General features: G+C 44.4%; 11 protein-coding genes. 6 read left to right on the top strand and 5 right to left on the bottom strand.

The features are described 5' to 3' along the window. Nucleotides 1-930: 930 nt before the first annotated feature. From A6J60_RS04950 to A6J60_RS04935, 4 genes are all read left to right on the top strand, one after another. Nucleotides 931-2,034 carry an RluA family pseudouridine synthase gene (locus A6J60_RS04950; RefSeq protein ID WP_096064993.1) on the top strand — a complete coding sequence of 368 codons (1,104 nt, stop codon included), beginning with the start codon at nucleotides 931-933 and terminating at the stop codon, nucleotides 2,032-2,034. Between the two features lie 74 nt (nucleotides 2,035-2,108). Then, a complete protein-coding gene (locus A6J60_RS04945) occupies nucleotides 2,109-2,837 on the top strand; it encodes an HAD family hydrolase (protein WP_096064992.1) in 729 nt (242 codons plus the stop codon). Between the two features lie 106 nt (nucleotides 2,838-2,943). Beyond that, the gene (gene ubiA, locus A6J60_RS04940) at nucleotides 2,944-3,915 is read left to right on the top strand and encodes a 4-hydroxybenzoate octaprenyltransferase (RefSeq protein ID WP_096064991.1); all 972 of its coding nucleotides are present in this window, start codon (nucleotides 2,944-2,946) and stop codon (nucleotides 3,913-3,915) included. Beyond that, nucleotides 3,902-4,522 (top strand): DUF4112 domain-containing protein, encoded by a 621-nt coding sequence (locus A6J60_RS04935; protein WP_096064990.1) that lies wholly within the window; start codon nucleotides 3,902-3,904, stop codon nucleotides 4,520-4,522. Before ubiA ends, A6J60_RS04935 begins: the two co-directional genes overlap by 14 nt. A 16-nt stretch (nucleotides 4,523-4,538) precedes the next feature. Here A6J60_RS04935 and A6J60_RS04930 read toward each other — a convergent pair whose 3' ends face one another. The 3 genes from A6J60_RS04930 to efp form a co-directional block, all read right to left on the bottom strand. Continuing rightward, nucleotides 4,539-5,291, bottom strand: coding sequence for a hypothetical protein (locus A6J60_RS04930; RefSeq protein ID WP_127891432.1), 753 nt, complete (start codon nucleotides 5,289-5,291; stop codon nucleotides 4,539-4,541). Between the two features lie 98 nt (nucleotides 5,292-5,389). Next, nucleotides 5,390-6,592, bottom strand: coding sequence for a hypothetical protein (locus A6J60_RS04925; protein WP_096064988.1), 1,203 nt, complete (start codon nucleotides 6,590-6,592; stop codon nucleotides 5,390-5,392). Nucleotides 6,593-7,051: 459 nt separating this feature from the next. Then, the gene (efp, locus tag A6J60_RS04920; protein WP_096064987.1) at nucleotides 7,052-7,624 is read right to left on the bottom strand and encodes an elongation factor P; all 573 of its coding nucleotides are present in this window, start codon (nucleotides 7,622-7,624) and stop codon (nucleotides 7,052-7,054) included. Nucleotides 7,625-7,752: 128 nt separating this feature from the next. Between efp and epmB the strand changes: the two genes are divergently transcribed. Beyond that, a complete protein-coding gene (gene epmB, locus A6J60_RS04915; RefSeq protein ID WP_096064986.1) occupies nucleotides 7,753-8,892 on the top strand; it encodes an EF-P beta-lysylation protein EpmB in 1,140 nt (379 codons plus the stop codon). Between the two features lie 117 nt (nucleotides 8,893-9,009). Continuing rightward, nucleotides 9,010-9,510, top strand: a complete 501-nt coding sequence (locus tag A6J60_RS04910) for a c-type cytochrome (protein WP_096064985.1) — start codon at nucleotides 9,010-9,012, stop codon at nucleotides 9,508-9,510. Nucleotides 9,511-9,518: 8 nt separating this feature from the next. On the opposite strand, the gene A6J60_RS04905 is transcribed toward A6J60_RS04910, so the two are convergent. After that, entirely contained in the window at nucleotides 9,519-10,127 is a 609-nt protein-coding gene (locus A6J60_RS04905; protein WP_096064984.1) for a M23 family metallopeptidase, read from the bottom strand. Between the two features lie 224 nt (nucleotides 10,128-10,351). Continuing rightward, nucleotides 10,352-13,147, bottom strand: a complete 2,796-nt coding sequence (locus A6J60_RS04900; protein ID WP_096064983.1) for an acyl-CoA dehydrogenase — start codon at nucleotides 13,145-13,147, stop codon at nucleotides 10,352-10,354. Nucleotides 13,148-13,250 lie beyond the last annotated feature (103 nt).

The raw sequence follows: 13,250 nt of genomic DNA, 5'->3' as shown, positions 1-13,250 counted from the left end.
TGAATAATACACCGTTAAGCTAATCTGTTTTTTATAATAAAAGTTAAAAGATGATAAGTTAAGTAAAACGTTAAAAACTAGTTTTGGGTAACAAATCAAGAGTTTAGGCCGATCTATTTATTTTGAGGTTGTTAGAAAACGGTGAGGTGTAAGGTCACCGTTGTGTCATCTTGGCATGGCAAACTGGGTGTCAGCATCATAACTATGTTGCTGTCAAATCCACTGTGTGTACCAGTGACCATAAAAATAAAGTCGCGCGTTGTCATCTCTTAATTTAATCGTGTTATTTAATCCGTTTGGTGTTTAACTTTAAAGTGTCTTCTCATTTATCAATATCGTGCTAATGTCGGCGGGGCGTACTTGGCAAATAACGGCTGATTTATGATAAAACGCAAGATTTATTGAGCGCTATTACGGTTATTTGACCGCCAATTCGGCACAGTCATTTCTTTTATTATTACGCCTTTCATCCAATGACATCAGCGGTAGCATATACGTTTAGGGTGTCGGCAAGGTGTAAGGTTGCACGGACACAGCTAGGAGCTACTTAAAGTCACCAGTTATATTCTTAAGATATTAAAGCATTGTGTTCATGTTAAATTTAAAATGGGGATGTGGCGCCAAATTGGCAATGTTAGTAGTTGTAAGCTACGAAACCACGCACCCTGTATCATGGTTTATAAAAATAACGTTGTGGGCTGACTTTGAGGTAAAAAACATATCCTAATGAACATATCGGTATATCAATAGAAAAGTCATTACACTTTTTGCAATGTTTTGGTTGATATAGTGTTGATATATTAGGGATATAAAGTGGGTCGTGGCGTGATCGATCTACTCAAAAAGTGAGCTTTTACCGATAACAATACACGAGACACAAAGTCAACGTGTTAGACTATACCAAATCTTTTGCCAAATACCTAACAAAATATGTCAAAAGTACACCCTAAACTTGAGAATAATGAAGATAAAATGAATAATGAAAACCCGCAAATAGAACAAGATTTACAAGGCTTAATGAGCAGTGTTGGTGCCAATCCCAACGAAGTAAGACGACATTCAACCAAGGCACGCCCGCAAAGTGCTGATGTAGACATTGCTGATTTTAGTCAGGTTAATCACCTGGAAGTCACTCGCAATCAACATGGTCAGCGCGTCGATAATTTTTTATTAGCCAGACTAAAAGGCATGCCGCGTGCGCATATTTACAAAATGATTCGTGCCGATGAGGTACGTATTAATAACAAACGCTGTAAGCCGTATGACAAGCTTGAGCGTGGTGATGTGGTGCGCATTGCACCGGTAAAACTAGCCACACGTGAAAAGCCTGTGATTAGCGACAGCTTTGCCAAAGGGTTGCTTGAGCGCATCGTCTATGAAGATGAAGGCCTATTGGTACTTAATAAGCCATCTGGCATGGCAGTACATGGCGGCAGCGGAATCGACTTTGGTGTCATTGAGGCCATTCGTGAAGCAACAGGTAAAAAGTATCTCGAGCTGATTCATCGCATTGACAGAGACACCTCTGGGCTGCTGATGATATCTAAAAAGCGCTCGACCTTAAAGGTAATGCAAGAGCACTTGCGCCAAAAGACCATTCAAAAACACTATTTATGCATCGTCAAAGGGCAGCCGGCGTTAAATGATATGACCATCGATGCGCCTTTACTGCGCTATACCTTGGCCAGCGGTGAGCGCCGAGTACGTGTTGATAAATCAAGTTCCGATGCCAAATCAAGCCAAACTGTTTGCAAGGTATTGGCTCGATTTGAGCTAAATGGGCAGCCGGTGAGTTTAATAGAGGCGATGCCATTAACCGGTCGTACGCATCAAATTCGAGTGCATTTGGCCTATTTAGGTCATCCACTACTGGGTGATGACAAGTATAATGAGTCTGATAAATCAGGGGTGCGCCGCTTGTGTTTGCATGCGTGGAAACTTGATATTCCAGATTATGACGATATCTATGCGCCTCTGCCAGAAGACATACAGTCGTTACTGCCTGCTGATATCAGCGGTGACTTTAATCAGTAAGCTGTTTATGACATAGGCTGATATTTAGGTTTCAATATGCTAATGAATAAGCTAATCAACAAACTAGGTGAGATATGAGTAACACAACCACTGATCATAAACCGCAAGCGACGGCTAATAATAAGTCGCTGATGATTTTTGATTGGGATGGGACTTTGATGGACTCGATTGGTCTGATTGTTAAGTCGATGCATGTGGCCGGCGAAGCGCATGGATTTAGCACCACTGATGAGGCGGTCAAATCAATTATTGGTTTGAGTCTGATTCGCGGTATCCAGATTCTGTACCCTCAAGCGACACCAGAGCAGCATGCCGCCATTCAGCAAAGCTATGCTGACTATTACGTGCAAGCCAGTGTTGAGCCTAACCAGCCGCATTCGCAGTTTTTTGATGGTATCGAGGATATGTTGCAGCAGCTGCAAGCCCAAGGCAAACAGTTGGCGGTAGCTACCGGTAAAAAGCGGGCAGGTCTTGATAGAGTGATGGATTATGCCAACAGTCGTCACTACTTTGTGACCAGCCGCTGTGCAGATGAGTCTGGCTCTAAGCCAGATCCACAGATGCTATTAGATATATTACAAGAGACCGGTTTTGATGTGGCCGATGCGCTGTTCGTGGGGGATAGTATCCACGATATTCAAATGGCCAAAGCGCTGGGTATGACCAGTATTGCGGTCAATTATGGTGCCGCTACCGCCGCCACACTTGCCGCTGAGCAGCCAACCTATCAGGTAGACACACCGCTGCAGTTGATAGACTTATTGTTGGCGGCGCCTAGCAATACAACCAGCAGCAGTAATTAGCAATATTTAAATGATTATCCAAATAATTTATTCGAACCATTATAAATGACATTTTCTATAAGCTATTAATACTAAAAGCTATCGACATCAAAGACATAATTCAGCCATGACACAAACCAATCTATCCTCTCAGAAGCTAACGCCGCAGCAAAAGCTAATGGCCTATATCCATTTGACCCGTTTTGACAAGCCGGTTGGTATTGAGCTGTTATTATGGCCAACGTTGTGGGCGGTATTTTTAGCCGCTTTTGGCGCACCACAGCCATTGGCGGAGAATATGGCGACTGCTATTCCTGCTGTGTTACCGTCTTGGTCTGTACTGTTTATTTTCGCACTGGGTGCCATTTTAATGCGGGCTGCAGGTTGTGCCATTAATGATTTTGCCGATCGACACGTGGATGGTTCGGTGTCACGTACCAAGGGTCGACCGTTAGCAGATGGCAGATTGTCTGGACGTGATGCAGTAATGGCATTTTTGGTATTATCCTTGGTCAGCGCCAGTTTGCTGTTTTGGTTACCCATTAAAGTGTTTTACTGGTCATTTGGAGCAGTGGCACTGGCATTTATTTATCCGTTTATGAAGCGCTTTACCCATCTGCCGCAGGTGTTTTTGGCTGCTGCTTTTGGTTGGGCGATTCCGATGGCTTATGTCGCGGTGCAAGGGGCGCCAGACATGTGGTGCTGGTTATTATTTGCCGCTTACATGTGTTGGACCATCGCTTATGACACCCAGTATGCGATGGCGGATAGAGATGATGATTTAAAAATAGGCGTCAAATCGACTGCGATTTTGTTTGGTCGTTATGATGTACTGATTATCGCTTTGCTACAGACTGCGTTTTTACTACTGATGGGATTGGTATTGGCGCACTATTTTGGCCCAACTAAAATTGGCATGATTCCAGTTTATGCGCTAGGTTTGGTTGCTATTTTATTTACTCAGCAAAATAAAGCCTGTGCCACACGAGATCCAATGGCTTGCTTCAAAGCATTTTTGGCCAATGTTTGGGTTGGCCGTTATTTATTTTTAGTCATTGCGATTAGTTGCTTATGGGTGGCATTTTATGGTTATGCGTAAACAGCGTCAGACAAAATCACGGTTAGATTTTGAAGCTAATTTGCAACAGCACGGATTAAGTCGTGAGCAAGTGGTGGAAATGGAGCGTGATTTGGCAAAGTTTGCCAATATGATGGATTCGCTGATTCGTGTGCCTTTTACCAAGCAAGGTGTGGGCGCAGATGCCGCCTTATCAACCATTCCGATTGCTGGCGACGTAGCTGGTCTTATTTTGACCGGCTATGCGTTTATGTTAGGGCGCAAGATGGGGGTGCCTATTCACAAAATGACCCCTGCGGTTCGCTTAGCGTTGATAGATTTGGTAGTGGGCGTGGTGCCTGTTGCCGGCACGGTGATGGATATATTTATTCGTCCCAGTCGCAAGACGTTAGAGATTGTGCGTGAGCACATGCAGCTTGAGTATGGCATTGATGACACCTCACATGTCGAGCGACCTTTTTTACATCAGTCATTACAATCCAAGCAACAACACTCCAAATTTTGGCGAAATCCAGTGGTTGCTTGGATTTATCTGCATATTCCAGATATTCTAGGGATTGTCTTTATTCTGCTTATCGTCATTGGTTTATGGACAGGTATTAGCTGGCTAGTCAATGCGATCGGCTAATGATTTTTATAGCTAGCTACTGGGTTTTGACAACTGCCGCATCTGTATCCACTGCTTTTAAGCTTACCGATTGACCTTCAAACATTAAATCTATCGATTTACCGCCTTGATGGGTAACCAACTCTATACTGCCATCTGCTGAGCGGTAGGTCGGATTGTTGCCTTGCGTTCCTGGTGCGGTTAGTAAAATTTGTTTGCCAGAAGGCAGTCGTAAGCTGGCTTGCAGCTGAGCGCTTTCTGAGGTTTGGAAAGTGACATGCATGCTGCGACCTTGATCGTCTTGGTATTCTACGCCGGTCACTTGAGTTTCAGACGATTGAGCCTTAGGGGCCTGAGCTTTAGGTGCTTGAGCTGTTGCTGCACCGGAAGCTGCTTGTGATTGGCTATTGTTCGCAGCGGGTGCTGTACTGTTTGCGCCTAAGTTATACGGGTCTAATCCGGCTTCAGGGTTCTGCTGAGTGGGCATATTGTTGTCATTGATACTAGCGTTATCAGTCGCATTGCCTTCTAGGCCATTTTCCATACCACTTTCCATGCCATTTTGAGAGGCATCGTTTTGCGCACTACCTGCAGCTGAGTCGGCAGCACTGCCTGTGGCTTGCGTTTCTGTCTGATCCGCAGTGTCTGATTCTGCCGCTTCATCATCCGACTTTTGGCAAGCCGTTAGTAGCAAACTACTGCTTAAAGCCGTCGCTAATATTACTTTGGAAACCAGACCTTTATCAAGCTGCGTCGGTTTGATTTGAGAGTGTGTCGATGTTGTTTGCATAAGTAAGCTGCTGATAGAACGCATAAAATCCTCTGATTGATGGCTAAATATTGATAAGGTTTACTGTCTTCTCAAACAGCGACTGACGACAATAGATTTTAGCTAAAAAAACCATTGTCTAATAAATACTGAGCCTGTGAGTGTTTACTTTTTAATGTATTTTGCAACGACTGTAGATCTTGCTCTGAGCTGCCGCCGGTTTCATATTGTTGTTGGGCAAGCTTCTGTAATCGATTGAGACAGTCGTCTACTAATTGCTGCACACGGCTAATTTTTTGCAAAATTAGGGCGTCATTCATCCCTGTTTCTGCCGTGCTATTTATAGTAACGGTTTTATCAGTAGCCTTGTTAACCGAATCGTTAACCTCAGTATAAGAATCGTCACTTGCTGCTTTTAATTGTTGCAAATGTGCAGTTAACGACTGACGTAACAAGCGGGGCAGGGCTTGCGATAAGATTTGTTGAAAAGCAGGCAGAGGCTGCTGCTGAGTTAACAATGCTTGGCTATAGATGACAGTTTGTTGCACTGTGCTGCTCAGTTGTCCCAGCTGGGTTAATATCTGATCACCAAACACTTTGTCATAGTCTGCAAGCTTAAGCGCTTGATTGGACGCATCATCACAGTCGATAAGATATTGTAGGCCTTGCTCTTTTAGCTGCTCAGCAGTGGCCGGCTCTTCAATATCACTGGCATCTAACACAGGCGCTTTAATGCCTTTGGCGCTGTCTTGACTGCTGCCATCTGGCTGATATTCGCCATACACTGCCTGCAAATAATTACGATTGGCTAAGATATTGCTCGCCGCTTGTGCTTGCCCGTCATGTTGTACTTGCTGCATAAACTCAAGCATTGAGGTGAGCTGACCATACACCGCGTCCTGACTGGTAATGTCATTCTCTGGGTCAATGATGCTTTGTTCTGCATACTCTTTATCAAGACTAAGATAGGACTCAATAATCTCCGCTAATCGAGTGCCGGCCAGTTTATCCACCGTAAAGCGCTGATCTGGCGCCAGTTGCACACCGGTTAAGGTCAGGTATTGACTGTGAATATTGGTCAGTAGTTGCCGGAAGCTAATGGGTAAGCCTGGGTGACTGCGGTAGTGCTCTATTTTATTGACAATTTGCAGCTGTTCAGCTGTTGGTTGCACACCCTTAGCGGCAGGGCTGCTATGGGCTAAATAGGCCTGACCTTTATTTTTATTTGCCAGCAACTTTTGCTTTGATTTGCCTTTGACCACAAATACGGTTGGGACAATAACGATGAGGCTTATAATTAGGAGTAATAGGGGATACGACATGGCAAGTGGGCTTTTAGGTTATAAACTAGTTCAATAGTTATCGATTAATAGTAATAAAATAGGCGGTAAAGCGTAGACAGCCACTTTATATATAGCACATTTCAATTCAGTACATTCAAATTCATTACATTTAAAGTTATTTAGATTAATACTAGGCTAACTGTCAGTGTAGATAATGGCTGACTGCTTTTAAATAGGGCTTATGTAACGCTTGGGAGTAGCGGTTATGTGTCAGGTTTTTGAGTGATAAATCAGATAAATAATTAGCTTTAGTGGCTGGCTAATCAGACATAAAAAAAGCCAGATTCTGTGTCATCAGAGATGTCAGGATAGATAGTTAATCTACCAAGACAGTCTCGAAGTGACTGAATCTGACTTTTAATTTTTGACCACTGCCGTAGCAAATTAAGGGTAATACCTTATTGCATTGCTATAAACAGTGACAGTATTCAAAAACGATTACTGTACGCGAGTTTGGTATTCACCAGTACGGGTATCAACGCGAACCACTTCGTTTTGTTGTACGAATAAAGGCACACGTACCACAGCGCCAGTTTCTAGTTTGGCAGGCTTACCACCGCCGCCTGAAGTATCACCACGCACACCTGGATCTGTCTCAACAATTTCTAGCTCGACAAAGTTAGGTGCAGTGACCGATAATGGCACACCGTTGAATAGAGTGATGGTACATAAATCGTTACCATTTTCTTTTAGCCATTGCTTAGCATCAGCCATTGCAGTAGCATCTGCTTGTAGCTGCTCAAAGCTTTCAGGGTGCATAAAGTGCCAGAACTCACCATCGTTATATAGATAGTTCATCTCTGTATCAATAACGTCAGCAGCTTCTAGCGACTCACCTGATTTGAAGGTCTGTTCTAAAACTTTGCCTGTACGTAAGTTACGTAGTTTGACACGGTTGAAAGCCTGACCTTTACCTGGCTTCACAAACTCGTTATCAATGATGGCACAAGGGTGACCATCATACATAACTTTAAGACCGGCTTTAAATTCGTTGGTTGAAAAACTTGCCACAATATTGCTCCTGATGCTTTTCAAGTTAATAACAAAATCAGATGACATCATCGACTCACAAAATACTGTGAGCGACTAATGACTGACCAATTAAGTTATCTATAATTAAATTACCTATAATGAGTGACATGATAAACCATTTACCACCACAAAAAAATAGGCAAATTCCTTTTGCATCCCCTGATGATAACCAATCTGAGCAAAGTTTGCATCTTAGTGAGGAGGAGGGCGGTGTGAAAGGACAGGAAGTCGGCAGCCAAGCGCCACCAAAAGCTAGCTGGCAAGTGGCATTAACCGAGGTCATCACTGACATTAATCAGCTGCTTGCGATGCTGGATATATCGCATATTAAGTCTCAGCTGTATGTGCCTGACAACTTCAGCTTGCGTGTGCCTAAAGGCTTTGTGGCCAAGATGCAGCCGGGCAATGCCAACGATCCTTTGTTATTACAAGTGCTGCCCAGCAAGCGTGAGCAGATAGCGGTCAGTGGTTATGTGGCAGATCCATTGGCGGAAAATGAGCAAAATCCGATTAAAGGCTTGTTACATAAATACCACTCGCGGGTGCTGGTGACGGTGACGGGTGCTTGTGCTATTCATTGTCGCTACTGCTTCCGTCAGCACTTTGATTATCAAGCCAATTTACCAAAGTCGGAGCAGTTGACACGTATTCAGCAGTATATTGCTGAGCACCCTGAAATCAACGAAGTGATTTTAAGTGGCGGTGACCCGTTAACGCTAAGTAATCGACGTCTGTTTTTGTGGTTAGACGCATTAGAATCTTTGCCACAGCTGCAGACCATTAGAATACATACGCGCTTGCCGATAGTCATTCCTGAGCGCTTAGACAGTGAGCTGGTACAGCGTTTACAAAGCAGTCGTTGCCGTATTGTGATGGTGCTACATAGTAATCATGCCAATGAAATTGATGATCATACGGCAGCGTATTTGCGCCAAGCCAGAGACAGTGGTATTACATTATTAAATCAGGCGGTGTTGCTGGCTGGTATTAATGATACGCTACAGGCGCAACTGGCATTAAGTGAGCGTCTGTTCGAGGCAGGTGTATTGCCGTATTATTTACACGTATTAGATAAAGTGGCTGGCGCAGCACATTTTGATTTGCCTAAAGCGCAGGCGGTTGAGTTGTATTGGCAAATGTTGGCTAAGTTGCCCGGCTATTTGGTGCCAAAGCTGGTACAAGAGCTGCCTAATAAACCGTTTAAAACCCCTGTTGATCTTTATGCCAATAATCGCCAGTCACTGTAAAAAACCAGTTTTCTTTAATGATGCTGCTCTATAGTACTACGGGCAATACAGACCATAGTGCAGCAACAGCATTTTAAACATCACATTTGATATAAATATAATAATAGCGAGTTCCGTATGTTTTCGTTTTTGGTTCAATCAAGCGTCGTATCCAGCCAATCAATAATACTAAAAAAATCGCTACTAGCCATCAGTGCAACAGCCATGCTTGCTATGACTGGCTGTACACCAACGCCGCCAGATCATAGAGCGCAAGTGCTAGCGCCTGTTTATGAAGGCGGCGATAGCCTCAATGGCAAAAAGCTGTACGCTGAGTATTGTGAGCAGTGTCACACCCTAAAGCCAGGCAGCAACAAAAAGGGGCCGCAGCTGGTTGGGGTGTATATGGCGCCGTCAGGACAATTGGAGGACTATAAATACAGTGACGCGATGAGTGCGACAGACTGGACTTGGGATGCAGAAACCCTAGATACCTATATCGCAGATGCTGAGGCGGCGTTACCGAATACACGTATGCTGTCGGACCCTCTGCCTGAAGCTGAGTACAGACAAGATATTATCGCTTACTTATCGACATTGGGTCGTGATCCTATTCCTGAACCAGAACAAGAAAAGTAGCGGTTTGGCTATTTTTTGAGTAACGGGTAGGGGTTTACTGCGCTAGAATCGATATAGATGCCATAATGCAAATGTGGCGGTGTGCCTTTGGCATTACCGCTATCGCCGACATAGCCAATGACATCACCTGTCTCTACCCAGTCGCCTTCTGTGATATCCGCAAATTCTTCTAAGTGGGCATAATAGTGACCCACGCCGCCTGGGCCAACAATAGAAACCACATTGCCCCCGAGCTCATTGGTGCCCACTCGGCGCACAATGCCAGGTGTGGTGCTAAGAATCGGCGTTCCACGCTCAGCAAAGATATCAATCCCTTCATGACGGCGGCCATTACTACGCGCAGCGCCCCAAGTGTCTGTTAGGCCTGCATCAGTAATGGGGTTGGGTAGGCTATTCGGTTGAGGCGGGTCTTGTTGCAGTAGTTGACTGTATTTAAACGGTAAAGATAGGGTCTGAGTCATACGTGATAAAGCGACTTCATGTTTAATATCAGTGCTAACAATTACCACTGCATAGAGTACAACTACCAACAAAACAGTTTTAATAGCAAATCTGATCAGTCGGCCGACAAAGCTTGTTCGCTTTGGTTGAGACGGACGGGTTGGCAGGTTTGACATAAACACCTCAGGGTCTGAGTTCGCAATTAGCTAGTTTGGCTTAAATAGCAGCTTGGATTGATTGTGATGCAGTTTTGAGTTGCAAGACAGTATTGGCTAGCAAATAAACGGCACTGAAAGAACAGATTAAACATAACGGTGGCTATAAAATAAACAAACCGTGCCAAGATGATCTTGGCACGGTTTTTTGATGCTATCTATTGAATCAGTTCGTATTGTAACGACTACTGATCTTTATTATTACGCTGACGCATCTGCTCATTATGATGGTTGCGTGCCATACGTTTTTCTAAAGTCAGCTCAGCATCGCGTATACGACGGTCATCTAGCGCTTCTTCATCTGGCTCAGCTTCGTCAAAGTCTGCTTGATCAACACGCTCATTTAAGGTGTCTTGTTCAGCTACAGTTTCAACGTCACCATCTTGCTCATAGCCATGCGCTGTATTTTCACTGCCAGTTTCTTCTTCAACTACAGCGTTTGCCGCTGATTCATTTTCAATATCATCTATCACATACGGCGTTAGGTTTTCCGCTGCATTTTCTAAAGTATGCGGGTTGTAACGCGGTAGTGCTTCATTCAGATGCTCATCAAACACGTCAGTCAATAGTGCATCAAAGCGCACTGAATTATAGTGGATAAGTTGCTCTGATTCAGCCTCAGTAATATTGCCATCTTTCAGCGCGGTTAACACATGGTCTTCAAAGGTTAAGCCCACAAACTCGCCTTTGTGCTCTGCTTTCTTAAACTTCTGCCATAACGGCTCAGTTTGTAGCAGCATCTGATACGCATTTTCAACACGACCTGTGGTGTTATCTGGGTCAGTGGTGTAGTAGACATAAGTCTTAAGCTGCTCACGGAATGGGTTGTTTTCACCATCTTCCATAATCAGATCACCCACTTGACGTTTTAGCTCATCGCTTGGCTTGTCGGCAAACTTACCACCTGGGAAACATACCAGCTTCACTAGCCCTGCCGCCATGCGGTTCGGGAAGTTGTCATAGAAGTCAAAGAAGGCTTCTTGAATGGTATATAGTGATTTTTCTAACGCTAAGCGAGCGTGCAGCTGCTCAGACTCTGATTGAGTGCCGTTGGCATAATACTGTAAGATAGCGGTCATGATAAATAAATGAGCATGAATATCCGCTAAGCGACCAGACAGCATCTCTTTACGCTTTAAATCACCTGCTAAGATACCCAGCGCCATGTCTGCAGTTAACGCAAAGTTGGCACTTAAACGGTTGATCTTTTTGTAATACGGACGGGTGAAGCGATCTGCAAAATGAGGCGCTTTGCTGCTGCCGCCGAAGTAGCCTGCCATGAATGACTTGGCACCACGATTGAAGGTATAGCCTAAATGCTTAAAGAACATGTCATCAAATTCTTTTTGCGCTTTGACTTTGTCATCACTTTGAAGCAGCTGTAGCTCTTCAAATAGGTAAGGGTGACAACGCATGGCACCTTGACCGAAAATCATCAATGAACGGGTTAGGATGTTCGCCCCTTCAACTGTGATAGATACCGGAATCGCTTGATAAGGTAGGGCTAAGAAGTTGCGTGGGCCAAGTTGAATGGCACGGCCGCCAACAATATCCATACCATGGTTGACCACAGAACGCATGGTCTCTGTGGCATAGTACTTTGCCATTGCTGTCATAACTGATGGCGTACCACCTTGGTTCAGACCACAGGTGACCAGATGGCGAAATGCCTCAAGCATATAGGTGCTGCTGGCGATGTCACTGCTGGCATCTTGCACACCTTCAAACTTACCCACTGGGATTTTGAACTGTTCACGAATTTTGGCGAAAGCACCGACATTTAAGTAGCTCATTTCACCTGCTGCAGTTGATAGGGCAGGTAGTGAAATACCACGACCCACACCCAAACATTCCATCAACATACGCCAGCCTTTACCGGCATTTTCGATACCACCGATAATAAAGTCGAGTGGGATAAACACATTTTTACCCACAACCGTACCATTCATAAACGGTGAGCCTGGATTGTGGCGAGGGCCGGTTTCGACGCCATCATAATCGGCAGGAATCAAAGCGCAAGTAATACCATAATCCGTTTTGTTTTTATCACCAAGTAGGCCGTCTGGGTCGTGTAGTTTAAATGCCAAACCAACAACAGTGGCGACTGGCGCTAGTGTAATCCAGCGTTTTGAGAAGTTCATATTAAGACCAAGCACACGTTCGCCTTCATAATCACCGTAACACACCACACCAGTATCTGGAATCGCACCGGCATCAGAGCCCGCTTCTGGACCGGTTAAGCCAAAGCATGGAATCTCAGTACCGTTCGCTAAGCCAGGCAACCAGCGCTGCTTTTGTTCCTCGGTACCATAATGCATCAACAGCTCGCCTGGGCCTAATGAGTTAGGTACCATACAGGTGACTGCAGCGGTTAAGCTACGTGAGCCAATTTTACTCATGATACGGCTTTGTGCATATGAGCTAAAGTCGCGACCGCCGTAGCTTTCAGGAATAATTAACCCCAAGAAACCATTGTCTTTAATGTATTGCCAAGCTTCCGGTGACAAGTCTTTGTCATGATGATGGATTTGCCATTCATCAAGCATGGCACAAAGGGTCTCAACCTCATTGTCAATAAACGATTGCTCTTTTTCAGATAAGGTTGGATAAGGGTAGTCTGCAAAGGTCTGCCAATTTGGCGCACCCATGAACAGCTCTTTTTCCCACCAGCTGGTACCGGCATCTAACGCTTCACGCTCAGTATCACTCATGCTCGGCATAGCATTGGCAAGCATTTTGTAAACTGGCTTACTGATCAAAGACTGACGTAGTGGCGTAATTAATACCACCAAACAGCCAAGGATAATAGGCACACCCAGTAGTAGGGACCAAGGCGCAATCACGGCAGCAACTATCGCAGTAATAATTAATAGTGCTGACCCCAATGTGCGGCTAAACCCATATAAGAACACCACCAGCAGCGCAAGAAGCTGCAATAAAATGGCGAGTATGAAAAAGCCAACTAAAGACAATGTGGTCATAATAAGTAACCTAAAAGAGATAAGGGTTAATGTGGTTAATAAAATGTCGGGTTATATTTATGCTTACTTACAATAATGACTAACAAAAATTGAAAAACGTCCA

The sequence above is a fragment of the Psychrobacter sp. FDAARGOS_221 genome (genome assembly GCF_002313155.2).
Lineage (GTDB): Bacteria > Pseudomonadota > Gammaproteobacteria > Pseudomonadales > Moraxellaceae > Psychrobacter.
This window is presented reverse-complemented; position numbering and strand designations above follow the sequence as displayed.

Bases quoted from the DNA above. Each gene is read 5' to 3' on its own strand.
- A6J60_RS04945 (WP_096064992.1), top strand. From the start codon at position 2,109: ATGAGTAACACAACCACTGATCATAAACCGCAAGCGACGGCTAATAAT.
- A6J60_RS04930 (WP_127891432.1), bottom strand. From the start codon at position 5,291: ATGCAAACAACATCGACACACTCTCAAATCAAACCGACGCAGCTTGAT.
- A6J60_RS04950 (WP_096064993.1), top strand. From the start codon at position 931: ATGTCAAAAGTACACCCTAAACTTGAGAATAATGAAGATAAAATGAAT.
- A6J60_RS04910 (WP_096064985.1), top strand. From the start codon at position 9,010: ATGTTTTCGTTTTTGGTTCAATCAAGCGTCGTATCCAGCCAATCAATA.
- A6J60_RS04925 (WP_096064988.1), bottom strand. From the start codon at position 6,592: ATGTCGTATCCCCTATTACTCCTAATTATAAGCCTCATCGTTATTGTC.
- A6J60_RS04900 (WP_096064983.1), bottom strand. From the start codon at position 13,147: ATGACCACATTGTCTTTAGTTGGCTTTTTCATACTCGCCATTTTATTG.
- A6J60_RS04935 (WP_096064990.1), top strand. From the start codon at position 3,902: ATGGTTATGCGTAAACAGCGTCAGACAAAATCACGGTTAGATTTTGAA.
- epmB (WP_096064986.1), top strand. From the start codon at position 7,753: ATGATAAACCATTTACCACCACAAAAAAATAGGCAAATTCCTTTTGCA.
- A6J60_RS04905 (WP_096064984.1), bottom strand. From the start codon at position 10,127: ATGTCAAACCTGCCAACCCGTCCGTCTCAACCAAAGCGAACAAGCTTT.
- ubiA (WP_096064991.1), top strand. From the start codon at position 2,944: ATGACACAAACCAATCTATCCTCTCAGAAGCTAACGCCGCAGCAAAAG.